The sequence below is a fragment of the Methylobacterium sp. 1A genome (genome assembly GCF_058072805.1).
On record NZ_JBYQVE010000001.1, the window covers coordinates 2569804 to 2595037 of the forward strand.

The 25234-nt window shown below is 70.0% G+C and carries 19 protein-coding genes and 1 pseudogene; 7 read left to right on the forward strand and 13 right to left on the reverse strand.

From position 1 onward, the window contains the following. Positions 1-508: 508 nt before the first annotated feature. From ACX9MN_RS12635 to ACX9MN_RS12650, 4 genes are all read right to left on the reverse strand, one after another. Complete coding sequence (locus ACX9MN_RS12635) at positions 509-2983, reverse strand: Hint domain-containing protein (protein ID WP_489724616.1); 2475 nt, start codon at positions 2981-2983, stop codon at positions 509-511. Between the two features lie 700 nt (positions 2984-3683). Continuing rightward, positions 3684-4730 (reverse strand): glycosyltransferase family 2 protein, encoded by a 1047-nt coding sequence (locus tag ACX9MN_RS12640; RefSeq protein ID WP_489724617.1) that lies wholly within the window; start codon positions 4728-4730, stop codon positions 3684-3686. A 311-nt stretch (positions 4731-5041) separates the two neighbouring features. Next, entirely contained in the window at positions 5042-5284 is a 243-nt protein-coding gene (locus ACX9MN_RS12645) for a hypothetical protein (protein WP_489724618.1), read from the reverse strand. A 670-nt stretch (positions 5285-5954) separates the two neighbouring features. Continuing rightward, positions 5955-6098: a hypothetical protein gene (locus ACX9MN_RS12650; protein WP_489724619.1), complete on the reverse strand. Its 144-nt coding sequence runs from the start codon at positions 6096-6098 to the stop codon at positions 5955-5957. 511 nt (positions 6099-6609) lie between these two features. On the opposite strand from ACX9MN_RS12650, the gene ACX9MN_RS12655 reads away from it, so the two are divergent. After that, positions 6610-6882 carry a hypothetical protein gene (locus ACX9MN_RS12655; protein WP_020092139.1) on the forward strand — a complete coding sequence of 91 codons (273 nt, stop codon included), beginning with the start codon at positions 6610-6612 and terminating at the stop codon, positions 6880-6882. Between the two features lie 173 nt (positions 6883-7055). On the opposite strand, the gene ACX9MN_RS12660 is transcribed toward ACX9MN_RS12655, so the two are convergent. Next, positions 7056-7349, reverse strand: coding sequence for a hypothetical protein (locus ACX9MN_RS12660; RefSeq protein ID WP_056527929.1), 294 nt, complete (start codon positions 7347-7349; stop codon positions 7056-7058). Positions 7350-7580: 231 nt separating this feature from the next. Then, a complete protein-coding gene (locus tag ACX9MN_RS12665; protein WP_489724620.1) occupies positions 7581-10256 on the reverse strand; it encodes an excinuclease ABC subunit UvrA in 2676 nt (891 codons plus the stop codon). A gap of 363 nt (positions 10257-10619) precedes the next feature. Between ACX9MN_RS12665 and ACX9MN_RS12670 the strand changes: the two genes are divergently transcribed. Further along, entirely contained in the window at positions 10620-11363 is a 744-nt protein-coding gene (locus ACX9MN_RS12670; protein ID WP_489724621.1) for a dienelactone hydrolase family protein, read from the forward strand. A 14-nt stretch (positions 11364-11377) separates the two neighbouring features. On the opposite strand, the gene ACX9MN_RS12675 is transcribed toward ACX9MN_RS12670, so the two are convergent. Then, positions 11378-11890: a CYTH domain-containing protein gene (locus tag ACX9MN_RS12675; protein WP_091677196.1), complete on the reverse strand. Its 513-nt coding sequence runs from the start codon at positions 11888-11890 to the stop codon at positions 11378-11380. A gap of 590 nt (positions 11891-12480) precedes the next feature. Here ACX9MN_RS12675 and ACX9MN_RS12680 point away from each other — a divergent pair. The 3 genes and pseudogenes from ACX9MN_RS12680 to ACX9MN_RS12690 all read left to right on the forward strand — a co-directional run. Next, positions 12481-12939 (forward strand): annotated as a pseudogene (locus ACX9MN_RS12680) (glycine cleavage T C-terminal barrel domain-containing protein); the annotation flags it as partial. After that, positions 12935-13522 (forward strand): sarcosine oxidase subunit gamma, encoded by a 588-nt coding sequence (locus ACX9MN_RS12685; protein ID WP_489724622.1) that lies wholly within the window; start codon positions 12935-12937, stop codon positions 13520-13522. The pseudogene ACX9MN_RS12680 and the gene ACX9MN_RS12685, both read left to right, overlap by 5 nt. Next, positions 13519-14871 (forward strand): L-serine ammonia-lyase, encoded by a 1353-nt coding sequence (locus tag ACX9MN_RS12690; RefSeq protein WP_489724623.1) that lies wholly within the window; start codon positions 13519-13521, stop codon positions 14869-14871. Before ACX9MN_RS12685 ends, ACX9MN_RS12690 begins: the two co-directional genes overlap by 4 nt. A 34-nt stretch (positions 14872-14905) precedes the next feature. Here the strand turns inward: ACX9MN_RS12690 and ACX9MN_RS12695 are convergent, their stop codons facing one another. The 5 genes from ACX9MN_RS12695 to ACX9MN_RS12715 form a co-directional block, all read right to left on the reverse strand. Then, positions 14906-15418: a prolyl-tRNA synthetase associated domain-containing protein gene (locus ACX9MN_RS12695; protein ID WP_489724624.1), complete on the reverse strand. Its 513-nt coding sequence runs from the start codon at positions 15416-15418 to the stop codon at positions 14906-14908. Positions 15419-15426: 8 nt separating this feature from the next. Further along, entirely contained in the window at positions 15427-16209 is a 783-nt protein-coding gene (locus ACX9MN_RS12700; protein WP_489724625.1) for an adenine nucleotide alpha hydrolase family protein, read from the reverse strand. Beyond that, positions 16206-17231: an electron transfer flavoprotein subunit alpha/FixB family protein gene (locus ACX9MN_RS12705; RefSeq protein ID WP_489724626.1), complete on the reverse strand. Its 1026-nt coding sequence runs from the start codon at positions 17229-17231 to the stop codon at positions 16206-16208. Before ACX9MN_RS12705 ends, ACX9MN_RS12700 begins: the two co-directional genes overlap by 4 nt. Before the next feature lie 130 nt (positions 17232-17361). Then, complete coding sequence (locus ACX9MN_RS12710; RefSeq protein WP_489724627.1) at positions 17362-19227, reverse strand: glycoside hydrolase family 15 protein; 1866 nt, start codon at positions 19225-19227, stop codon at positions 17362-17364. A 126-nt stretch (positions 19228-19353) separates the two neighbouring features. Further along, the gene (locus ACX9MN_RS12715; protein ID WP_489724628.1) at positions 19354-20598 is read right to left on the reverse strand and encodes an acyl-CoA dehydrogenase family protein; all 1245 of its coding nucleotides are present in this window, start codon (positions 20596-20598) and stop codon (positions 19354-19356) included. A gap of 124 nt (positions 20599-20722) precedes the next feature. Here ACX9MN_RS12715 and ACX9MN_RS12720 point away from each other — a divergent pair, with 124 nt between their 5' ends. Both ACX9MN_RS12720 and ACX9MN_RS12725 read left to right on the forward strand, forming a co-directional pair. After that, positions 20723-21478 (forward strand): response regulator, encoded by a 756-nt coding sequence (locus ACX9MN_RS12720; RefSeq protein ID WP_020092151.1) that lies wholly within the window; start codon positions 20723-20725, stop codon positions 21476-21478. After that, a complete protein-coding gene (locus tag ACX9MN_RS12725) occupies positions 21475-22884 on the forward strand; it encodes an ATP-binding protein (RefSeq protein WP_056527902.1) in 1410 nt (469 codons plus the stop codon). Before ACX9MN_RS12720 ends, ACX9MN_RS12725 begins: the two co-directional genes overlap by 4 nt. Before the next feature lie 24 nt (positions 22885-22908). Here ACX9MN_RS12725 and ACX9MN_RS12730 read toward each other — a convergent pair whose 3' ends face one another. Continuing rightward, the gene (locus tag ACX9MN_RS12730; RefSeq protein ID WP_020092153.1) at positions 22909-25065 is read right to left on the reverse strand and encodes a methyl-accepting chemotaxis protein; all 2157 of its coding nucleotides are present in this window, start codon (positions 25063-25065) and stop codon (positions 22909-22911) included. Positions 25066-25234 lie beyond the last annotated feature (169 nt).

A 25234-nucleotide genomic window follows, 5' to 3' on the forward strand; every position in this document is an offset into this window, starting at 1 on the left:
CGGTTGCCCGTAAGTGCCCCTAACAACTTGCGAACTTATCCCCGGTTAGCTACGCGCTCCTGGCACGCGAATCCGCCCAAAAGGCCCTGTGCAGCTGACTCTTAATCAGCGGGTCCTAGGTTCGAACCCTAGTGCGCCCACCAAGACTTAGCCTACTGCGGGCTCATAGGATCTCAATCCCGTGGAGCGCGCGGTGACAAGGCAGACCGGCCGACAATCTTCATCGCAGCGTTGAAGCGCTCTCTGTCCGCCAAACCTCGACGGGCGAGCTAGGTCCGCGGAAGCTCGCTTCACGGCCGAGGGCTTCGGCTCACCATGCCATCGCAACGCTTCGAGCATTGAATTCTAACGGTCGACTTCGAAGATGAGCGCGCAAATGAAGGGGACTGGTTCACGATCGTGACCGTCGCACGATGCGCCTCGCCCACATCCACTCGGTCGCGGGCAAGCCGCCGAAAAAGCCCCGCGCGGCGGGGCTGAGGGTCGGCGCTGGATGTCCCGATCGACGCTACGCTGCCAACAGCGCAATCCAAGACCCTGCCGCATCCATCCGCTTGGCGCACATCAGGAGGCCATCGGCCGACCGACGCACTTCGACACGATGATGCACGTGCGGAGCGAGGCGTACATGCACACCGAGGTCGAAGCCGCATCGCCCGTCGCCGTAGCCGGCCGCGGCCAGGTCCGACCGGAACTCGGCCGCCACCGCGAACGCGACGACGGCACCGTCCACCAACACGTCCAGGCACAGCGGGGTGTCGGGATGCGCCTCGTCGCGCGCCCAGCCCCCGACGTGCAGCAGGCCATCGCCCGTCACGCCGCATCGGTCCAGCCACGCTCGCACCGGGCCCGGCTCTGCCGCACCGTCCAACGAGACAGCGCGGAGGGCTAAGCGCCCGCGCAGCGCGGCCAAGTCGGGTCCGAGTTCGGCGCGCGGAGCGTAGGGCATGCGCCCGGTGCCGACGTCGAGGGCCTGCACGCCATCGAAGCCTCCGCGCACGCCGGGCGCCGCCAGGAAGCTCTCCGCCGGAGCATTCTCCGCGAGCAGCAGGTCGTGGGTGTCCAACTCGACGTGCCAGTAGGTGAGATCCGCCACCGCCTCGCCACGCGTGATGCTCGAGCCGTTGACCAGATGTCCCGCGGCCGCGAGCAGCCCGTCCAGCCACAGGCAGTGATCTGGAGAAACAAACAGGTCTCGGGCGGGCACGCCCTCGCCCAGCGCGTCGGCCCGGATGCGGACGGGGCGCTCGGCCGAGGGAACCATCGATCTCGGGTACGCGCGGGTGCCGATCCAACGGATCGGGCGCGGCGTACCGGAAACCGTGATGGCGAGATCGCCCACCGCGAGCTGCTCCACCGGCACGTCCGAGATGACTCGATCGCGCAGGACACGGATCCGCGTCCCGGTCACGTAGCAGGGGGCTGGGTTGGCCGGCTGAGAGGGGTTCGCGGGGTTCGGGGCCGTAGCGGCGCGCACGATCGTGCCGCCCTGGCCGTCCGACACCGCCGCGAAGCTGGTCGTGCGGGGGGCCGACAGCACGAAGTTCTCGCTCACCTGCCCGCCACCGGAGCGGGTGCCGGTGATGGTGATCGAGCTGTTCGCACTGTTGTAGCTGACGCTGGAGTTGGTCAGCCCGGCGAGCGCGATCTCGTTGCCCGAACCGAAATTGGAGATGGTGTTGGCGAAGGTGCCACCATTGGTCGGCTGAGCGGCCACGTTGAGCCCGAGGCGCGCTGTCGCCGTGCCCGACATCGTGCCGAAGGTGATCGTCCCCGTGCCGGCCGAGGTCGGACCGCCGAGCTGAAGGGTGCTCGACACCGCGCCGCCGTTCGAACCGATCGTGGTGCCACCGGAGTAGGTGCTGGCCCCCGTCAGCGTCTGCGTGCCACCGGTGACCGCCACGCCGCCGGTACCGGAGATCGCCCCGCTGTAGCTGGTCGAACCGTTGGTGATGGTCAGGGCCTGCGCGCCGAGCGTCGTCCCGCCGGTGCCCGAAAGCGTGGTGATCGAGGCACCGGCCGTCGTCCCCGAGATGTCGAACGTGCCGGCGTTGGCTACGGGTCCGAGATTGTTGGGAGCGTTGCCGAGGACGCGCAATGTCGTGGCGCCGCCGGCGATCCCGAGGCCGCCGTTCAGCGTTCCCGTGCTGGGGGTCAGGCTGTTGGTGCCGCCCGTGACGTTGATAGCGACGGCCCGGACGGTTGTGCTGCCGCCGGTGAAGCCGCCCGAGATCGTGCCGGTGTTGGTGATGGCGATGTTCGCGCCGGACAGACCGGCTCCCCCCTGGCCCGCGATGCCCGCCGTGCCACCGTTCGCGGCCCCGCCCAGACCACCGTTTCCGCCCGTGATCTGGCCGGTGTTGGTGCCCGTACTCCCGTAGAGGAAAAGTCCGATGCCGCCCTCACCGCCGGAACCGCCGAAAGCGCCGGGACCGCCGGCGGCACCGCCGGCACCGCCGTTCCCGCCGGTGATCTGAGCGCTGGCGATGAAGGATCCGGGGCCGGGCTCAACGAAGCCGTAACCACCGCTGCCGCCGCCGCCACCTCCGCCCGTCCCGTTGCCGGCACCGCCCGTTCCACCGGTGCCGCCGGTCCGGGAAAAGGTGAAGCCTACGCCATTCCCCGTGTTGGAGAGGTACTGGCCGTGGCTGCCGCCGCCGCCGCCGCCGCCGCCGTCGCCGGGATTCGGACCGGCAAGGCCAGCCCCGCCAGCCCCCCCGAAAAAGCTGGAGCCCGTGTTGGTCGAGTAGGCGCCACCCGTTCCCGACGTGTTGGTGACAGTTCCACCAGCCGCCGCGCCCCCGTTGCCGCCGGCGCCTCCGACCGAGCCTGCGGCACCGCCCGCACCTCCGCCGCTCCCCTGGGCAGAAGCGCCGCCGTTTCCACCGGCCGCGCCGGTGCCGTTCGCCACCTCGTCCGCGCCGGGCTGACCGCCCGTGCCGTTGACCGGATCTGCGCCGCTCCCGCCCTGACCGCCCGACATCGCCGCGTTCCCAACCATCCGCATCGACCCGTCATCCGCAATCTTGCGCGGGCGGGTGCTTGCCGTCAGCGTGGCGCCTGTAGGCCCTCGGAGTCGAGGATGCAGCGTCGCCTAATCGGTGATCGCCGGGCTCGAGACAGCGCTTTTTGATCCGTTGTGCTCTCTCCGCGACAGGAGGTCAGACTGATCTGGCACGGAAACTGATTTGATGGCCTGTCATGCTCCTCTGCTGGGAAGAATAGTTATCAACAAGTCGACAGGTTGGTTCGCACGCCACTCATGCGCCCCAGCGCAGGGGTCGATCCGGATGTGGCCCGTCGGCAGTGCGACATATCTCAGAATGGATTCGGCGAAGTCCCGCGCGACGAATGCCGGCGGGGCTGAGGTCGGCTCAGGGATGAGAGCATAGTCTGCGCGCGGGCGGGGCGGCTCCTGTCAGCCGGGGGGCGCGGGCGGATCCTTCGGCGCGGTGCGATTGCCGATGATAATCCTGACCATCGGCGTCAAGAGCGAATGTGCCGGGAGTCAGGCTTGAGCGCGGCCGGATCGGCCGGGCAGGCAATGCGCCGCCGCCGCGACAGCTCAGTGTGCGCTGGTCCGGCATCCGCCGCGGCAACCTTGACGCCTGGGTTGCGACGTCGAAGACCCATGCACAGCCGATATCGACAGGACGCTCGAAGGCCGAAACCTTAGCTCAGTTTCACTCATGGAGAGCCTTGCGCCCCGGCCTGATGATGGCGCCACGGGCGTAAATGAGGATAGATTTTGCGGTTCTGGCGAGAAGTGTCCTACCATTCAACCTGACACGAAGTATAAGTTTTGCTACACGATTAGGTAAGAAGATCATAGAGATCGCCGCGCTCAAGGTCATCAATCTCCTCGCCGAACCGTACCATTTCGGAAAATATTCCGCTAGCTCGACTACCTGTTTCAACGTGAGTTTTTCCCCAGAAACAATATTGATGTATATCTGGTCTCTCAAGTATATATAATTTTTGCGACTCCCAATAATGTCATGGTCAATTTTTCTGACGGAAAGTATATGCTTCAAATGTTCCAAACGATTGGAAAATCGTTCTTGACTGTATTGAAGCCGCTCGACTGAAGGTAAGCGCCCGGTCGAGGACATATTTTTATCGTGAACCCTATAGTATCCCAGCGCCTCGTTGAACGTGTAGATTTCGCCCATGAACGGAGCCGCGATAAGGATTACACCGTCCACCGTATCATAGGATGCCTCCCGAAGAAGATCACACACGTCTCTTCGAAAAATATTCCCCGAGGTCGGAGGCGAAACATATGCTCCTGTTTCAGATATGTCCTGAATGTAGGAATTTTTGGTTTTTTTAGTGCTCAGATCAGGGAAAATTCTACCTTGCTCATCCCCTTTTTCATCGATTATTGACAAGGGAAACTGGAGCTTAGAGTATTTGTCATCCAATGCCCCGACAATTTTCTGTAAAGCCCCTGAAGAAAGCTTATCGTCAGCATCCAAGAACAGAACGTGCCTCGCTGTCGTATTATCTAAGCCGAGTACGCAGGCGCTTACAGGACCGCCGTTTTCCTTACGTAGACATTTTACACCAGTACCCTGAATCAAAATCCACGAATTGTCTGTCGATCCATCGTCCACGACGACCAGTTCACAGTCATCAGGGAGTTGCAAACTCACACTTTCGATCGCTTCAACTATATATCCCTCGTAATTATAACAGTTGACAATGATCGCGAGCTTGTTGGCACCCATCTGTCGGCTCCCAGTTCAGCCACTGAAACCCCGGGGGCCCAGCCGCGAATCATTCGCATCTGAATCTATCTTCGACTGCAAATACGGCAAATATCACCCATACGGATACGGGAAATTTCGCTGAATATTTGTTGGCGGCCAATTTAGATCAAGCAAAGTAAATTTCGGTCTAAGATCTTAATTTTCGACTCAATCTAACATCATCGCGTAGATAAATTATTTTATTATTCCCCAATTGCAATCGAATGTTCGGCTTTACGTGACAGAAGGTCTAAATAGAGCCATAATAATCTCCAGCTTCGGAAAAAATACTACGCTAATTTGATAATGGAGCTTCGAAACACCCGATTGAGCGGTCCGCAACGATTGTGTGGCCGAGAGAAATCCAACTCCTGATCGAGCGCCACCCTCCTTTCAACGTTATAGAGGGTGTAGTTGTAGACATCGACCACATCTCGGGATCCCAAGATGTGGTCGAGCAAAGCATCGACACTGTGAGGCAGCACGCCCCGCTCGTTCATGCCGGTGGACACCGTCCGCCGCAGATCGTTCAACCGCCACTCCGTGACGCCAGACCGCTTGTTTGTCGCGGCCTTCGCGTTCAAGAATCCCGAGAACCTGGCGGCGCCCCCACCGAACAGGAGCGGCCAGCCAGCACTGGGCTGGACCTTTGCGAGCAGGTCGAGGCGCGGGACAGTGGCACGTCGAGCAGCAGACTATTCTTGGTCCGCTGGCCCGGTAGTCGCCAGATGCCGCTCGCCAGATCGAGTTCGGACCGCGTCATGCCCGCCACCTCCTCGCGGCGCTGACCGGTCCGCGTTCGCGAGCGGACGATGCGGCCGAAGTCGTCATCCCGACAAGCCTTCGACGCAGCCTTGATCTCGTCGGGCGAGAGCAACCCGGCAGCGCTTCTCCTCCTGAGCCGTCTCGATCGTGCCGACTACGAGGTTGGGCTCGGCCCTGCCGTTCCCGATCAGCCACGCATAGATGGCCGAGAGCGTGGCCCGCGCCCTTTTCGCCGCGTCCGGCTCGTTCTCCTTCAAGATCACCCCGAGGCGCTCGGCGACTGTCGCCCGGCTCACAGCGTGAAGCGGCTCGCGCAGCTTCCAGGTGGCTGCTCAGTGTTCGACCTGGACGTCACGACGGCCCACGCCTTGGCGCGTCGCTCCTCGGCGCGCGGATCCAACCTGACTTGGCCAGCACCGGCCGCTCGCTCGCCGCTCGCTAGGCATCGGTCGACGAGAGCAGCAAGACCCGGCCGAGGGTGTCCCGCTTGGTCTGACCGATCGCGTTGCGGCATTGGACGATCCGCTGCCGCGAGCCGCCCGCGCCGACGCGCAGGCCGAAGCCAGGGAAGTCGTCGAACACGACCAGGCGTTCTTTCCCGGCCGAGAGTTCGCGGCGGCAGCGGTCTGTTCGGCGAGGCGACTTCCGGCAAGCACGCAGAGCGTCTTCAGCGGTGCCCAGCGTTGGACAATCGGCGGGTCCATCGATTCCAAGAGCGCGCTCAAGCTGTCGGCGACGCCGGCAAGCAGAACATGCGGGTCTCGGCGCCCGGAGCGTCGTCCTCTTACGCAGCGGGTCCGAGGTTCGAACCCCAGTGCGCCCACAGAGCCTTCAAGGACCATGACCGAACCGCTCGGCAGCGTACTCCGCCAACCTTTCTTGCCTTCGGCGCGTCCTACGAAGGTGCGGCGCGTTTTCCGATCTCGACGTGGGGGCGCCGTCCCGGTTAGCTGGTGTGACACGGATCGGAGGGTCAGGAGGGAGCTGTGACAGGAGTTCGGCTGCGCGTGTCCGCCCCAAGGTGTCGTGCCCGCGCCGGTCGCGTCGGCGTAACGCCCTGCATGTCCGGCGGAGAGCGGGATCGGGAGGGGACATGACATCCACCGCTCTCGCCGTGATGATGGCCGGCGTGCTGGGGGCCTTCTGCACGATCGTGTTCGCGGTCGACTGGGTACCGGGCTCCGTCGTTGGATTGCCGAACCTGCCGAGCCGGCGGGTGATCGGCCTGTGGGTCTACAACGGCGTTCTCTGCCTCGCCCTGGCCGCTTGGTTGGTGTGCACGTATTTCTGCACCGTCGACGGCTACGACGACATTCCCGCGGTGCGCGACAGCTACTGCAGGCCGCACGCGACCGTGGGCGCGTGACCGGCGCTACTCCGGGCTCGGCGGGGTGCTGTGGCCCGCACGGGGGCCACGCTGAAAGTCGGGTCCGCGGCAGCGCGGTACGGGTCAGGGCCTGACCAACCGTCCGCCGCGCGGCACGCCGACGGCGCTGGATCGGCCGGTGACGTCCGGCCGGAATGCCTAGCGCGGATCTGCTAGCTGAGCTTGTCGTCGGGCTCCGTGGGCTCCACGCTCGTGCCCAGCGCACCGCCCGCGGGCGGATCGGTCCGACCGCGCTGGTCCCGGCCCGAGACTCCGTCCGTCTCGCCCGCCCGCTGCCCATGCGGGTGCAGCGCGTGACGGTCGGCGCGGGCCATCTCCTTGTGGGTCGGGATGGACCGCCACGGCGCGGAAGCGGTCCCCAGGCGAAGCGTTGAAGGGGACCGCGTGAGGAACACTGCGAGCAGGACCCACGGAATGACGAACACGGCGAACGCGGTGAGGCCCATGGCGATCCTCCGGAGAATTTAGCAGTAACGGTTGAAACTCCGGCGGCTCAGTACTGATCCCGCAAACCTCACTTTAATCGATACTGCACCGCAGCGCGTTCTCCCGCGCGCAAGACGCGGAACACGATCGACCGGCCAGACCGTCGGACCACTGCCGGCAACCCGGCGTGTGACGTGTGCGCGCGGCACGCCTTCGTCCTCCGAGCCCTGTGCCGGGCGCGGTGGGTGACCTCAGCCCGGCGGCCGCGTGCGGACCGTCGCGAGTTCCTCGCGCAGATAGGGCGCCGTGCGGCCGGCCGCGGCCGCGGCGACGATCTCGGGCCGGCCGGCGGCCACGACGGTGCCGCCCTGGTCGCCGCCGCCAGGGCCCATGTCGATCACGTGGTCGGCCCGGGCGACGACGCGCATGTCGTGCTCGACCATGACGACGGTGTTGCCCGCGTCGACCAGACCGTTGAGCTGGACCATGAGGCGGTCGACGTCGGTCGGGTGCAGGCCGGTCGTCGGCTCGTCGAGGACGTAGAGCGTGCCGCCGCGCTGCCCGCGCTGCAGCTCGGTGGCGAGCTTGATGCGCTGGGCCTCTCCACCGGAGAGTTCGGTCGCCGGCTGGCCGAGCCGCAGGTAGCCGAGGCCGAGATCGCGCAGCACGGTGAGCGGCCGCAGCACGGACGGCTCGTCCGCGAAGGCCGCGCAGGCCCGGTCGACGGTCAGCGCGAGCACGTCCGCGATGCTCAGCCCGTTCCACGTCACCGCCAGCGTCTCCGGCGCGTAGCGCGTGCCGTGGCAGGTCGGGCAGGGGGCGTAGACGCTCGGCATGAAGAGCAACTCGACGCTGACGAAGCCCTCGCCCTCGCAGGCCGGGCAGCGCCCCTTGGCCACATTGAAGGAGAAGCGGCCCGCATCGTAGCGGCGCCGCCGAGCCTCCGGGGTCGCGGCGAACAGCTTGCGGACGGCGTCGAACAGGCCCGTGTAGGTGGCGAGGTTCGAGCGCGGCGTGCGCCCGATGGGCTTCTGGTCGACCTGCACCAGGCGCCCGATCCCGTCCATGCCGCCGGCGATGCGGCCCTCCGACGGGCCCGGCACCTCGTCCAGGGGATCGTCCGGCTCGTCCTCGGTCTTCACCGGCCGGCCGAGACGCTCGCCGACCAGCTCGAGCAGGGCCTGACTGACCAAGCTCGACTTCCCGGAGCCCGAGACGCCGGTCACGGCGGTGAGACACCCGATCGGGAAGGGGACCGAGACGCCCTTCAGGTTGTTGCGAACGATGCCTTCGAGGCGCAGCCACCCCGCGGGCTCCCGCGACGGCCGCGGGGGCGCCTCCACCAGCCCGAACAGGTAGAGCCGCGTCCGGGACGCCGCGACGTCACGCAGGCCCTCCGGCGGCCCGCTGTAGAGGATCGTGCCGCCGTTCTCGCCCGCTTCCGGCCCGACGTCGACCAGCCAGTCGGCGCGGCGCATGGTGCCGATGTCGTGCTCGACGACGAAGAGCGAATTGCCCGCGGCGCGCAGCCCGGCCAGCGCGTCGTGCATGGCGTCCCCGTCGGCGGGGTGCAGACCGGCCGTGGGCTCGTCGAGCACGTAGACGACGCCGAACAGCTGCGAGCGCAGCTGGGTCGCGAGGCGGAGGCGCTGCAGCTCACCCGACGACAGGGTCGTGGTCACACGGTCCAGCGAGAGGTAGCCCAGGCCCAGATCCGCGAGCGTCCCGATGCGCGCGATGAGGTCCGAGGCCAGGCGCTGGGCGGCGAGGCGCTTCTCGATCGACAGGTTCGGCGTGACGCGCACGTCCGGCGCGCCCGCATGGGCCGAGCCACCGGACGCGGCACGCTCGGCACGGTCCTTCCGGCCCACCGCGCGGTCGAGGGTGGCGGGTGCGGCGTCGGCCTCGGGCTGCCGGTCCTCGGCCGCCGGCCTCAGGGCCTCGGCGAGCGCCGAGAGCGGCATGCGCGAGAGCGCGCCGATATCCAGCCCGGCGAACGTGACCGAAAGCGCCTCGGGCTTCAGCCGCTTGCCATGGCAGGCCGGGCAATCCTCGCTCACGAGGTAGCGCGCGGCGCGGCGGCGCATCAGCGCGCTCTGCGAGTTGGTGAAGGTGCCGAGCACGTGGCGGCGGGCGCTGGTGAAGGTGCCCATGTAACTCGGCTCCAGGCCGCGGCGGCGGGCGAGCCGCGTCTGCTCCGGGGTGAGGCCGGCATAGACCGGCTCCTGCGGCTGCTCGTCCGTGAACAGGATCCAGTCCCGGAGCCTCCGGGGCAGCGCTTTCCAGGGCGTGTCGACGTCGACGCCCCGGCTGACAAGGATGTCCCGCAGGTTCTGGCCGCCCCAGGCCTGCGGCCAGGCCGCGACGGCCCGCTCGCGGATCGTCAGGGACGGGTCCGGCACCATCGAGGCTTCCGTGGCCTGGTAGACCCGCCCGAGGCCGCCGCAGGACGGGCAGGCGCCCTGCGGCGTGTTGGGCGAGAAATCCTCGGCGTAGAGCATCGGCTGGCCGGGCGGGTAGGTGCCGGCGCGCGAGTACATCAGGCGCACGAGGCTCGACAGGGTCGTGACGCTGCCGACCGACGAGCGCGCGCTCGGGGTGCCGCGCTGCTGCTGGAGCGCGACAGCGGGCGGGAGGCCCTCGATCGCGTCGACGTCGGGGACGCCGACCTGGTCGATCATCCGCCGCGCGTAGGGCGCGACCGATTCGAAGTAGCGGCGCTGCGCCTCCGCGTAGAGGGTGCCGAAGGCCAGCGAGGACTTGCCGGATCCGGAGACGCCCGTGAACACAACGAGCGCGTCGCGCGGCATCTCCACAACGATGTCGCGCAGGTTGTGCTCCCGCGCGCCCCGGACCGTGACGTAGCCCGTCCGCCCCGCACCCGCCCGCGCGATCGTCGTGTCGCGCCGGGGTTTCGCTTGGTCCATGAGCAGCCTTCTCGAAGGAGGCCGGCGCCCCCGCGGATCGTGAAATCGGGAGACCGGAGACCGGCGCGGGCGACGGGGCCGTCACCGCGCGGGCCGCCGTGGCGACCCGTATACCGTCCGGCCCACAAACCGAAGCCGGACCGCGCCGGGAACGCGTCAGACAGCTGGCCTCGCGGGGGAGCGACCGGGATAGCACGGTCGCAGGCGTGGACCGTCGCCGCAGCACCACCGGACCGGATCAGGTCTCGGGCCTTCTCCTCGCTCATGGCGACCGGCGGCCCGAGACGTGGGGTGCGGTCGACGGCCTGGCGATTTTCCGAAGGCGGGCGCAGAACGTGTGGGCGCCCCGTCGAGGAACCGAGCATGGTCAACGAGCACGTCGCGATCCGGACCGAGGACGGCGTATGCGGGACGCACGTCGTCGCGCCGGACGGCGCGGGGCCCTGGCCGGCCGTGATCCTGTACATGGATGCCGGCGGTATCCGACCGGCCCTCGTCGACATGGCGGGGCGGCTCGCGACCGGCGGCTATCTCGTTCTGTTACCGGATCTCTTCTACCGCTACGGGCCCTATGGCCCCTTCGTCCCCGCGGACGTGTTCAAAGGCGATTTCCGAGCGATCCTCGGCCCGCTGATGGCGACGACGGACAATCTCAAGGCCGCGACCGATACAGCGGCGCTCCTCGCCTATCTCGACACGCGCGACGACGTCGCGGGGCGCGCGGTCGGGGCGGTAGGCTTCTGCATGGGCGGCCGCATGGCCATCACGGCGGCCGGCACGTATCCGGACCGGTTCGCCGCCGTCGCCAGCTTCCACGGCGGCAATCTCGCGACCGAGGAACCCGCGAGCCCGCATCGTCTGGCGCCCGCGCTGAGGGCCGAGATGTATATCGCGGCCGCCGAGAACGACGGAAGCTACCCGTCCGCGATGGCCGAGCGGCTGGAGACGGCGCTGTCGCGAGCCGGTGTTCGGTATGCGGCGGAGACCTATCCCGCCGCGCACGGCTGGATGATGCCGGACTTCCCCGTCCACGATCGCGCGGTCGCGGAGCGCGGCTGGGCGGCGATGGGCGCCCTGTTCGACCGCGTGCTGCGCAGCAAGGGTTGAGCGCGGCCGCGTCGCTAAGCGGCCACCGGCAGCCGCAGCACGTCGTCCATCGTGATCGGCCGGCCGGCCTCGCAGCAGAGATGGAGCAGTGTGGACTGGCGGAACCGCAGGTCGCCGGTCACCTCCTCGCCGAGCCAAGCGGGCTTGCTGAAGGACTGATCGGCCCGCGCGAGCTCGACCTCGGCCAGGACCATCCCGGCCAGCGAACCCTGGAAGACGTCGACCTCCCAGGTCAGTCCGTCGTGCGGCACGCAGTAGCGGATCTTCTCGATCACGTTGCCGGTGCACACCTGATCGACCATGGCGGCGCCGTCGGCATGCGGGATCTCGTACTCGAACTCCGCGCGAGCGATGCCTTCGCGCGCGCCCTTGACCGTCAGCCAGGCACGCTCGCCGTCGAGCCGCACCCGGACCTTCCCGCGCGCGAAATGACCGACCAAGCCGTCCTTCAGGTGCCGAATGGATGTGGCCGCGTCGCGCCAGCCCGCGCCTGCCACGAGGAACTTCCGCTCGATCTCTAACCGCATCCACGCGTCCATTGCTTCGGCCGGACGCCTCGTAGCCCATCGGGACCGCCGAGTCAGGCGGACTGGGGCATCCGGTGCGGACGCACGGGAACGGGACTCGGCCTCGACGCAGATGTGCCGCTCACCGTTGCGGCAGAACGATCGTCAGCCTCTCGGATCGCCGTCGATCCGGCGACGTCGTGCCCGGGCGCGAACCGTGCCGTCGGCGTGACCGAGTCGATGATCGCGGGAGCGTAAGAACAAGCGGCGCCGCCGCGAACGATGCGCCTGCGAAGGAACGCGGCCGTTCCTGCACAATATGTATTCATCGCTGTCTAAATCGATGCCAATGCTGCAGTGCATTGTGAATTCATGACGGGAAAATTCCGGACGTGTCGTCTTCCCGCCAGAAAGCGTCGCAGAAAGGCAAGCCCGTGAGGGGGCCGCCGGTAGCTTTTCTTTGTCATTGATAAAAGGCTTGCTAGGCTCGGGGCAACAAGTGACGACTGGAAGATGCAGTAGATCGCAGAGGTCGTAACCACATGGGGCGTATTACCTTAGCGGTCGTGAGCTAGATCTTCGGCTGGAGCTGCGCGAGGGCCTCGCGACCCGGGACCGAGATGATGCACGTGCACCGGGCCGAGAAGGGCTACAACATCGTCAGCCAGGAGACGGACGGGACCGTCACCCCGGACGATGTCGGGCTGGCCGGCATGATCGCCAAGGCGAAGACGGACTTCGTCGGTAAGCGCTCGCTCGCCCGGCCCGACGGGGTCGCCTCCGGCCGCAAGCAGCTGATCGGGCTCGTCACCGACGACCCGCGATGCGTCCTCGACGAGGGCGCCCAGGTCGTCGCCGACCCGAACCAGCCGATCCCGATGCGGAGGCTCGGCCACGTCACCTCGAGCTACTGGAGCGCGAGTTGCGACCGCTCCATCGCGCTGGCCCTCGTGACGGGCGGTCGCGACCTACTCGGCCGGACCCTCCACGTCACGATTCCGGACGGCTTCACCACCGCGACCGTGGCCGAGCCGGTGTTCTTCGATCCCAAGGGCGAGCGCATCCATGCTCGAGGCACGCTACCGCACCGCCCGGGCGCTCCCGCTCGGCCGCACCGAGGCGCCGGCCGGCGCCGGACTCCTGATCCGGCCGGCCGAAGCCGAGGCGCGCTTCTCCCTGCGCCTGCGCGGTCCCCGCACGTCGGCGGCCGATTTCCCCCTCGACCGCCCGATCAACACCCTGTCGGGCGACGAGACCCGGTGGATCGCCCGCCTCGGCCCCGACGAGTGGCTGATCGGCGCGCCCGAGACCGATGCCGACATCCTGGCCGCCGCCGTGAGCACCGACCTCGCCGGCCGGACGCACGCCCTCGTGGACGTGTCGCACCGCAATGTCGGGATCGACGTCCGCGGGGACGCGGCCGCGATCGCCTTCAACGCCAGCTGCCCCCTCGACCTCGGCGACGCCGCCTTCCCGGCGGGCAGCGCCACCCGCACGCTCCTCGGCAAGGCCGAGATCGTGCTGATCCGTCGCCCCGGCCCGGTCCCGACATACCGGGTTGAGTGCTGGCGGTCCTTCGCGACCTACGTGTATGGCTTGCTGCAGGAAGCCGCCTTCGGGGCCGGCCCGCTGGAGAGAGCCGCCGCGCGATGATCAGCGCCTTCGATCTGTTCAAGATCGGGATCGGCCCGTCGAGTTCCCACACGATCGGGCCCATGGTGGCCGCGCGCCGCTTCCGCGACCGCGTCGCCGGCCGGGCCGGCGTCGCGCGGGTGTCCGCGGAGATCTTCGGCTCCCTCGCCTGGACCGGGCGCGGCCACGGCACCGACGTGGCGATCTTCCTCGGCCTGCTCGGCCACGAGCCCGCGACCGTCGATCCGGACGCCGTGACGGGCTACACGCGAACCCTGGCCGAGACCGGCGCCATCGGCCTGCCGGGCGTCGCCTTCGACACGACGAAGGACCTTGTCTTCAACTTCGCCGAGGTCCTGCCCCGCCACACCAACGGCATGCGCTTCAGCGCCCTGGACGCCGACGGCGCCGTGCTGGACGAGGTGGTCTGCTACTCGGTCGGCGGCGGCTTCGTCGAGGAGGAGGGGGCGGGGGAGACCGGCGGCCTCGGCGCCGTCGCGGTGCCCCACCCGTTCGAGAGCGGTGCCGACCTGCTGCGGATCTGCGCCGAGACAGGCCTCACCATCCCGCAGGTCCAGATGGCCAACGAGCGCGCCCTGCGCACCGAGGCGGAGATCGAGGCCGGGCTCGACGCCGTCCGCGACGCCATGCTGGCCTGCATCAGTCGTGGCCTGCGCATGGACGGCGAGCTGCCCGGCGGCCTCAGGGTCCGGCGGCGCGCGAAGCGCCTGCACGAGACCCTCGAGGCGAACCGCCTCACGAACAGCCGGCCGGCCCACGAGATCATGGACTGGATCAGCCTGTTCGCCCTGGCGGTGAACGAGGAGAACGCGTCCGGCGGCCGGATCGTCACGGCGCCGACCAACGGTGCGGCCGGGATCGTGCCGGCGGTGCTGCGTTACATCGTCGACTTCTATCCCGGCTGGAGCGAAGCGCGCGGCCGCGACTACCTCCTCGCCGCCGCGGCGATCGGCGGTCTGATCAAGCGCCGGGCCTCGATCTCGGGCGCCGAGGTCGGCTGCCAGGGCGAGGTCGGCTCCGCGGCCGCCATGGCGGCGGCCGGGCTCGCGTCCGTCCTCGGGGGCGACGCGCGGCAGGTCGCCAACGCCGCCGAGATCGCCATGGAGCACCATCTGGGCATGACCTGCGACCCGATCGGGGGGCTCGTCCAGATCCCCTGCATCGAGCGCAACGCCTTCGGTGCCAACAAGGCGGTGGCGGCCGCATCCCTCGCCCTCCACGGCGACGGGGTGCATTTCGTGAGCCTCGATCAGGTCATCGAGACGATGCGCCAGACCGGCCACGACATGCAGGCCAAATACAAGGAAACCTCCCTCGGCGGCCTCGCGGTCAACGTGGCCGCCTGCTGAGCGCGACGTCCCGCGCGGCCTCGCAGGGACCGCGTCAGGCCGCCTGCGACGTCTCCGGCAGCGCGAACGGCTCCGGCGCGTGACCCTCCGCTCGGAGCGCGGCCAGCAGGTCATCGGGCGCGAGGTTGAGGGTGCGCGTGCTCACCAGGGGATGGACGTTGATCCGCGCCTCCGCGAGCAGGCTGTCCTGGACGAAGATCCGCACGCTGCCCGGCGCGGCGTTGAGGGCGGCGAGCGGCGACACCGCGCCGCTCGCGACGCCGAGCTGCTCGCCGAGCGCCTCGGCACTGGCGAAGGACAGGCCGCCCCGCGCGCCGAGGACGGCCCGGAACGCCTTCAGGTCCACCTGGGCGTCGTGACGGAGCGTGACGAGGAAGTACGTCTTCTTGCCGTCGCGAAGGAACAGGTTCTTGGTGTGCGCGCCGACGATGTCGCCGCAGGCCGCCATCATCGCCTCGACGGTCAGGACCGGCGCGTGCTCGTAGAGCTTGTAGGCGACCCCGAGCGCGCGCAGCCGGGCCAGGAGATCGTCGGAGGTCATAGCCATCGGGTTCCTCATCGGGATTCGCGGGCCGGCGGGCCGAGGACGCCGATCCGGCGCAAGTGAGCCAGAATCTCCGGGGCGGCCTCGTCGGGCTCGGGACGGACGAGAAGGCGCCCGTCGCCAGACGCGGCCGCTCCGGTCGCCGCCCTCAGCCGCTCCGCCGCCGAGCCGCCGGACGGCGCACCTTTCACGAGTTTCGGCCGGCGGCGATAGGGGCGCTCCTCGAAGACCGGGACGGGGGCCGCCGCCGCGGCCGGGTCGCCCGCAACGGTCTCGATCACGCCGTGCGGCGCCTGCCCGTAGGCGAAGGGGAGCGGCGCGGGCGCGTCGGGATGGATCGTGGCCAGGACCGGACCGCGCAGGCGCACGCGGCGGCGGGCACCGCGGCCGAGGGTCTGGTCGAGGGACAATTCGCCCGCGTCGCCGGGCGCGAGGGCGACGATATCGGGGATCAGGAGGCCGTCGAGGGCCTGCGCGACCGCGTAGGGAACCATCCCGGTCTCGTCGCCCCCCTGGCCGCGCCGGCCCGCGAGGATCAGGCCGGGCGCCATCGTCGCGAGGCGGGCGGAGAGGGCCGGCACCGGATCGACGCCCGCCGGCACGGGGACGTGCACGATCCGGGACAGGCCGTGGCCCAGCGCGTCCGCGACGGCGGCCGCGTCCGGCCCGGCATGGAGGCCGACGGCCTCGCCGAGGCCCGTCGCGAGGCGGATCGCCTGGGCCTCCAGCCGCGGCAGGACCGTCGCGCCCGAGACCGGATGCCGTCCCGCGGAGAGGAGCACGACGCCGATCATGGGCTGTCCTCCGGGCGCGCGGCCTCCGCGGCCTCCGCGGCCAGCAGCCGCAGAAGGGCGGGCATGACCGCCTGCGCGTCCTGCACGATGGCGAGGCCCACCCGCTCGATCATCGCCGCGTGCAGGTCGGTGTTGACCGCCACGACGTGCTCGCAGCCCGCGATACCCTGCAGGTGCTGCGGCGCCCCCGAGATGCCGAGGGCGAGGTAGCAGGTCGCCGCCAGGACGGTGCCGGAGGCGCCGACCTGGGTCCGACGCGGCATCAGCCCGGAGTCGCACAGGACCCGGCTCGCGCCCGGGGTCGCGCGGAGCGCCGCGACCAGCTGCCGGAACGCGTCGAGGTCGGTGACGCCGTTGCCCGCGGCGGTGACGAACTCGGCGAGCGCGAGCGGCACCGTGGCCGGGTCGGCCGGGACGCGCTGCGCCGAGAGGATCGCCGTCCCGGCCGTCGCGGGCTCCGCCGTCGCGACCGCCAGCGGCCGCGCCTCCCGGGGCGGGCCGGCATACTCGGCCACCGCGTCGGGGGCGACGGTGGCGAGCAGCCCGGGCGCGGCCCGCTGCTCGACGCTGCGGCCCCGCGCCGGGCGGATCAGCCCGGAGGCGGAGACGCCCTCGGCCTGGGTGAACAGCGGCGCGCCGAGCCGGACCGCGACCCGGCGGGCGACGTCGCCGCCGTCGAGGGATTCCGGGAACAGGACGTGGCGCGGATCGAGCGCTGTCAGGGCCGCGACGATCCGGGCGGCCCGGCCGGCGGGATCGTAGGCGCTATCGTGGAAGGCCCGCACGGCGCCGTCGTCGTCCCGGACGATCGCCACCGAGGTCTTGCCGATGTCGACGACCATGACGTCGCCGGCCTCCGGCACGTCGGGCTCGACGCCGACGTAGATCCAGTGGCGGCCGAAGATGTCCGCCATGTCGGCCTTGAAGACTTCGGGGCTCAGGTAGAACTCGGCCGGCAGGCTGTAGCCGCGACGGCGCTCGCGCCAGAGACGCTGCAGAGGGGTCGGCGTCACGTCGAGCATGGGACCTCCGGAGCCATTCAGGCCCCGAAACTATCGTCGCCGGACCGGCCGCCCGCTGCCACGCCAGCGACACTCGCTTGGTCAACGGCGACGTGGCGTGGACCGGCCCGTGCCGGGGGCCGGGGCGCCGCTACTCGGCAGCCGACCGCGTGACGGTCTCCGCCCCGTCGTCCACGCCGAAGCGCGCGATGCTGTCCTCCAGCCGCAGCGCGGCGTTGATCAGGGCCATGTGGGAGAAGCCCTGCGGCGTGTTCCCGCGCTGCGCCCCGGTGGCCGGGTCGATCTCCTCGGCGAGCAGCCCGACATCGTTGCACCGGGCGATCAGGCGCTCGAAGGCGGCCCTGGCCTCGCTGGTCCGCCCGTCGAGGGCGAGGCAGCCGACCCGCCAGAACGCGCAGGCCGTGAACGTGCCCTCGTCGCCCTCCAGCCCGTCCTCCATGCGGTAGCGGTAGATCAGGTCGCCGACGCCCAGTTCGCGCTCGACCGCCGCCAGGGTCTCGCGCATGCGCGGCTCCCGCGGGTCGAGGGCCCCGAACAGGGCGACGCGCAGGACCGCGGCGTCGAGGTGGTGCGAATCGTAGGCGCCGACATAGGCCCGCTTCTCGGCGTTCCAGCCCTTCTCCAGGTATTCCGACCGGATCTCGGCGGCGATCCGCTCCCACTCGGCGATCTTCGCCTCCGGCACGCCCGCGATGTTGCGGGCGATCCGGGCCGCGTCCCGCAGGGCGACCCAGATCATCGCCTTGGTGTGGACCTGCTGGCGCGGCCCGGTGCGCAGCTCCCAGATGCCGTTATCCGCGTCGTGTCGGTGGCGGATGGCCCGGGCGGTGAGGTTGTCCAGCACCTCCGGCAGCCGGTCGTTGACCTTCTCGGGCGGGTCGTAATCGACCGCCTCGAGGAAGACGCACAGCGCCCGGATCAGCTCGCCGTAGATGTCGTGCTGGTCCTGGCACTCGGCGATGTTGCCGATCACCACCGGCCCCACGCCGTTCCAGCCGGCGAGGTGGCTCAATGCCTCCTCCGGCGGCATGTCGCCGGCGATGCCGTACATGAGCCGAGTCTCCCGCCCGAAGGTGCCGTCGCGCTCGCGCAGGAAGCGCAGGAACTCGGACGCCTCGCGGACGTAGCCCAGCATCACGAAGGCGGTGACCGTGAAGGCGGCGTCGCGCATCCAAGTGAAGCGGTAATCGTAGTTGCGGTTGCCCGGGACCGCCTCGGGCAGGCCGGCCGTGGCCGCTGCCACGATCCCGCCCGAGGGCGAGTAGGTCAGCAGCTTCAGGCACAGGGCGGACCGCATCACCGCGTCCCGGTAGGCGCCGCGATAGGTGCTCCGGGCGCACCAGCGGCGCCAGTAATCGGCGGTCGACTCCAGCCGCCTTTGGGCGCCGGCGAAATCCTCGATGCAGGCCTCGTCCTGATCCTCGCCGTGGGTCAGGACCAGGTAGGCGGTCTCGCCCTCCGCGAGGTCGAAGCGGACCTCGGCCGCGTCGCCCGCGAGGGTCGGGCACGCGTGCGCGTTGACCCGCACGCGCCAGTCACCGGCCTCGAACAGGACCGACCCGCCCTCGACCAGCGGCGTGCACGGGCGACGGGCGTAGTCGAAGGTCGGACGGACCCGGAACACGCCCGAGACCCGGCCCTGCTCGCAGGTCAGCAGCCGGATCAGGCGGCTCTCGCTCTCGCCGTCCGGCCCCTCGTCGGGCTCCGGGCTCGGCGGATTGACGGGCATCAGGTCGACGAGGTGCGCCCGGCCGGTCTCCGTGGTGAAGGTCGTCTCCAGGATGTTGGTGTCGGGAAGGTAGCGGCGCGCGCTCCCGGTCGAGCCGTCGAGGGCGAGGCTGCACGCCCCGCCCTTGTCGTCGTCGAGGAGCTTCACGAACAGCGCCGGCGAATCGTGGCGCGGCCAGCACAGCCAGTCGATGGAGCCGTCCCGGGCGATCAGCGCGCAGGAATGGGTGTCACCGATGAGGGCGTAATCGCTGATGGGCTTCGACACGGGGCTTCCGGATGGCGGCACCCGGTCCGCCGGGCAGGACAGAGTTCTGAGGTAGCCGGGCGGCGCCGGGCGGGGAGTCCCGATCGACGATTCGCCGCACGGCCGCGCGCGATCGCCCCCGTTCGGTCAGGCCCCGGGCCGCGGCAGCATACGGTCGCTGATGATCCGCCGCTGGATCTCACTCGTGCCCTCGAAGATCGTCGTCAGCCGCGCGTCGCGCCAGTAGCGCTCGACCCGGCGCTCGGTGGTGTAGCCGTTGCCGCCGTGGAGCTGCATCGCCTGGTTGGTGACCCGCACCGCCATCTCGGTGGCCAAGAGCTTCACCATCGCCGACTCGCTCTCGGCGGCCTCGCCCTGGTCGAGGAGGTGGGCGACCTGATGCCAGAAGGCCCGCGCCTGCGCGACCTCGGCGGCCATGTCGGCCAGCGCGAAGCGCAGCGCCTGGAAGTCGCCGATCGGGTGTCCGAACTGGACGCGCTCCTGCAGGTAGCTCTGGCAATCCTCGACCGCCGCGCGTGCGACGCCGACGGCCCGGGCCGCCGTGTGCACCCGGGCGATGTTGAGGCCGCGCTGGACGGCGGCGAACCCGCCGGAATCCGCGTCCGCCCCCTGGTCGCCGTAGAGCCCGGTGAGCCGGTCGCTCTCGGGCACGCACACGTCCTCCAGGGACAGCTCGAAGGTCTGGAACCCGTGATAGCCGATCTTGTCGATCACCCGGCCGGTCACGCCGGCCGGGAAGCTGTCGCGCTCCTTGAGCACGAGGAACGGCTCGAGGCCGGCCGAGCGCGACTCGCCCGGCTCCGGGTCGCGGGTCCGGGCCAGGACCTCGATGAAGTCGGCGCCCTTGGCGAAGCCGGCCCAGCGCTTGGTCCCGGTGAGCCGCCACCGGTCTCCGTCGCGCACCGCCCGGGTCTGCACGCCGGCGAGGTCGGACCCGGCATCGGGCTCCGACAGGGAGATCGAGCCGATCCACTGTCCCCGGGCCGAGCGCCGGAGCAGCTCCGCCCGGCGCTCCGGGTCGAGGGTCTGGGTGCCAAGGCCCTGGCCGCGCGCCAGGATGCTGCCCACGGACAGCCAGGCCCGGGCCAGCTCCTCCGAAACGAGGCAGTACTCGAACACGCCGAGTCCCAGCCCGCCGTGCTCCGCCGGGATCGTGATCCCGAACCAGCCCTTCTCGGCCATGGCATCGATGAGCGTCCGCGGCATCTCGGCCTTGTGACGGTCGAGCTCGTCGGCGAGCGGCAGGACGGTGTCGCGGGCGAAGGCCCGGGCCTCGTCCTGCAGCGCCGCCCGCGCCTCGGTGCGCCAGGGCGAGGCGAGTTCCGGCGGCTTCGGCGCGATCAGGTCATTCCGATCCTCGGTTCCGGTCATCGTTCCCCCCTGTGATGTGACGCCGTGCGGCAACTCAGTTCAGGTCCGTGCGGGAAACACGCGCTTACAAAATGGTTCCGTGCCCCATCTTCGAATAATCGGCGGACGGGGTCATAATAGCTTGATGATGCAGGCCGAACCGCAGACCGACTCCTTCGCGATGAGCGCACCCGCAACACCCCACATCCTCGTCGTCGAGGACGATCGGGAGATCTCGGCGCTGATCGCGCGCTACCTGCGCGGCAACGATTGCCGCGTCACGCTGGCCGGCGACGGCGCCGACATGGACCGGGTCCTGGCGGAAGCGCGGATCGACCTCATCGTGCTCGACCTGATGCTTCCCGGCGAGGACGGTCTGAGCCTGTGCAGGCGCCTGCGCGGTACCTCGCAGATCCCGATCCTGATCCTGACCGCGAAATCCGAGGACGTGGACCGGATCCTCGGCCTCGAACTCGGCGCCGACGACTACCTCGCCAAGCCGTTCAACCCGCGGGAGCTGCTCGCCCGCATCCGCGCCATCCTGCGCCGGGTCGCCGCCGAGGCGCCGGACGCCGACGAGCGGCGGCGGCTGCACTTCTCGGGCTGGACGCTGGACGTCTCCCTGCGTCAGGTCCTCTCGCCCGAGGGTGCGCGGATCTCGATCACCGGTGCGGAGTTCGACCTCCTCCACGCCCTGTGCCTCCGGCCGGGGCGGGTGCTGTCCCGGGACCAGCTCCTCGACCTCACCCAGGGCCGCGCCGCGGGCCCGTTCGAGCGGAGCATCGACGTGCTGATCTCCCGGATCCGCCAGAAGATCGAGCGCGACACCCGCAACCCCGAATTCATCCGCACGATCCGCTCCGGGGGCTACCTGTTCACGCCGGAGGTCACGCGGTCATGAGCGGGCTGGGGCGGCTCCGCGCGCGGCTGCGTCCGAAGACCATCGCGGGCCAGATCGCGCTCCTCGTGGTCGCCGGCATCGCCGTGGCGCACGTGGTCGCCACCGCGGCGTTCCTGATGCTGCACGAGTCGCAGAATCCCGACACGCTGCCGGGCGTGGCCGCGAGCCGCCTCGGCGTTCTGGTGAGACTCATGGACGCCGCCGACCCGGCGGCGCGACCGGCGCTGCTGGCGAGCGGCCGCAGCCTGCCGCTGATCCAAGTCGAGCCCTGGGACGGGACGGTGCCGCCGGGGGCGAAGCCGGCCCCCGACCTGCCGGTGATCCGCAAGCTGCGCTACGGCGCCGGCCGGCCGGTGACGATCACCGACCTCGCCGCGGCCGACCCGGCGCGCGACAAGTCGGACGGCCGCCTCCATATCGGCATCGTCACGCCGGCGGGTGTGCGGGTCCAGGCGACGCTGCCGAACGATCCTCTGAGGGGCCCCCGCCAGGGAGCGCTGATCTTCACCGTGGTGTTCCTGGCGCTGACGCTGGCGCTGCTCTGCGTCTGGGCCACGCGCGCCCTCACGGCGCCGCTGAAGCGGCTCGCGGGCGCGGCGGAAGCCTTCGGCGCCCGCGACGACCACGTGGCGCTGCCGGAGGCGGGGCCGCGCGAGGTGCTCGCCGTGTCCCGGGCGCTGGACCGAATGCGGTCGCGCGTCCGTCGCCTGATCGACGACCGGACGCAGATGCTGGCGGCGATCAGCCACGACCTGCGCACGCCGATCACCCGGCTGCGCCTGCGCGCCGAGTTCATCGAGGACGAGAACGCCCGGGCCTCGACCCTGCGCGACCTCGACCAGATGAACGGCCTCGTCGAGGCGGCGCTCTCCTTCGTGCGCGACGGCCAGATCCGCGACGCGAACAGCCACAGCCTCGTGGATCTCGCCTCGGTGGTGCAGACGGTCTGCGACGACTTCTCGGATTTCGGCGCCCCGGTCAGCGTCAGCCGCAGCCGGCACGTCCTGGTCCAGGGCCGGCCCGAGGAACTCCAGCGGGCGGTGACCAACCTCGTGGACAACGCCGTGAAATACGGCGGCCGGGCCGACGTGCAGATGGAGGCCTCCGAGCGCGGCGTCCGGGTCTGCATCCTGGACAACGGCCCGGGGATCCCGGAGGCGGAGCGCGAGGCGATGCTCCAGCCCTTCGTGCGCGGCGACCGGGCGCGCAATCTCAACGAGGCCAGCGGCTTCGGCCTCGGCCTCTCGATCGTGCAGGCCATCGTCGAGGCACATAACGGGCGCCTGCGGCTGGAGAACCGCCCCGAGGGCGGGCTCTGCGCGGCGATCGAGCTGCCCCTGGCCGCCCAGGCCTTCGCGGGGCGCGCGGCGCACAAGCCCGCGCCGCTCCCGGCCGAGGCGGCCTGAGGCCGCCTCGGGTCCCGTCCGCTTCTACGCCGCCCGCACGTTGCGGAGGAACTGCGCCACCTCGGCGCGGAGCTGCTCCGAGCGGGTCGCCAGCGAGTCGGACGCCTGCGCGACCGAGTCCGCGGCCTCGCCGGCATCGCCAGCGACCCGCGCGACCTCGGCGATCTCCAGGGTCATCGTGCCGGTGCCGGCCGACGCCTGCCCCATGCTGCGCACGATGTCCTGCGTGGTGACGCCCTGCTGGTCCACCGCGGCGGCGATGCTGGTCGACACCTGGTTCATCGCCTCGATCTGGGCGGTGATGCCCTGGATCGCCCCGGCCGCGTCGCCCGTGACCGTCTGGATCGAGGCGACCTGACGGCTGATCTCCTCGGTGGCGCGGGTGGTCTGCGCGGCGAGTTCCTTGACCTCGGCGGCGACCACCGCGAAGCCGCGGCCCGCCTCGCCGGCGCGGGCGGCCTCGATCGTGGCGTTGAGCGCCAGCAGGTTCGTCTGCCCGGCGATGGTCGAGACCATGCCGACCACGTCGCCGATGCGCGTCGCGGCGGCGGCGAGGTCGGTCATGGTCTGCTCGGCCCGGCGGGCCTCGCCGACGGCGGTGGCGGACATGCCGGCGGCCTGCTCGACCTGCCGGCCGATCTCCTGGACGGTCGCGCCGAGCTCCTCGGCCGCGGCCGCCACGGTGTTGACGTTGTCGGAGGTCTGCTGCGCGGCCCCGGCGACGCTGGTCGAGCGCTCGGAGGTGCTGGAGACCGCGGCGCGCATCGTGTCCGAGGCGCCCTGAAGCTCCGTGACGGCGCCGGTCAGGCCCTCGACGATGCCGCCGACCGAGTGCTCGAAGCCGTCGGCCAGCTGCTTGAGCATGGCGCGCCGGCTCTGCTCCTCGCGCAGGCGCGCGGCCTCGGTGGTCTGGAGCTGCTGGGCGGCCTCCTCCAGCGACATGTCGCGGATCGTGACCACGGCGCGGGCGATGTCGCCGATCTCGTCGCGCCGCGCGCTGCCCGGCACGTCGGTCAGCGCCTGGCGATCGGCGAGGGCCTTGAGGGCGCGGGTGAGGGCACCGAGCGGCGCCACGATCGAGCGGGCGAGCAGCAGGCCGAGCAGGGCCGTTCCGGCGAGCACGAACAGGCCGGTCAGGATCAGCGTGCGCGACAGGGCCTGGACCGCGTCGATCGCCTCCGCCTGGGTCTGCTCCGCCACAACCGTCCAGGGCGCGCCCAGAACGGTCACCGGCGAGGCGGCCGCCATGTGGGTGCCGTTCTCCGCCGCGAAGTCGACGGGACCGCCGGCCTTGACCCGGTCGGCGGCGAGGCCGATCCCGGCGAGGCCCGCGCCGGCACGGACGCCGGGGTTCAGCGGCGGGTTGCTGCGCAAGAGGCCGTCCGCGCCGACCGCCAGGATCTGGCCCGTGTCGCCGAGACCGGTCCGCTTCGACAGCGTCTGGTCGAACAGGGCGGGCGTGACCCGCATGACGATGAAGCCGATCCGCTCGGCCGCCTGCGCGGTGCCCATGGCGACGTTGGCCCGCTTGGTCATGGCGCGGCCGAGGAAGGCGGCCGGGACCCCGTCCACCGGGTAGGCGGCAAAATCCTCGTACAGGACCGCGCCCGGGTCGGCGGATTTCAGGCGCTCGACGAGGCGTGCGAGCGCCGTCCCCGCCAAGCCGTCCTCCGTGACCGCTTTGCCGAAATCGGCGCCCTTCGTCGTGGTGTAGTCGATCCGGCCGTTGTCATCGATGAACATCAAGTCGGCGTAGCCCGGCTGGGCGACGAGCTTGCGCGCCACCTCCTGAACCTTGACGTGCCGGCGGGCATACATCGACGACATGCCGCTGCCGTCGAGGGCGACCCGCGCCTCGGCGGTCTGCGGCGCGCGGAACGCCGCGATGACGCTCTCGGTGTCGGGCTTCGCCGGGTCGAGGTTCTCGAGCAGGTCGGGGAAGTTCGAGACGATCTGCGGGTGGGCCGCCACCGCCAGGAAGTCGGCCTGCGCCCGATCCGCCACCAGCTCGATCGCGTCCCGGCGCGCCGCCGCGGCGAGTTCGAGGCGCTCGTGGGCCGCGGTCATCAGACCCGCCCGCGCCGAGTACCAGCTGAATCCGCCCATGGCGGTGGCGCTCAGGAGCGCCAGGCCGACGGTCGTCGCGGGAAGGCGCGTGCTCAGCCGCGATAGCGAGATCATGATGCCCCTGTATTCTTCGGGAGATTGATTTGACGTGAACCAATCGCCCAATCCTTATAAAAATCTCGTAAACACCGATACACCGCTCAAAACTTGAGCAAACGCGGAACATACAACTTAAAGAACAGTCTGAGCACCATGATTCCAAGTTGTGAATGGTCGAGCGCCT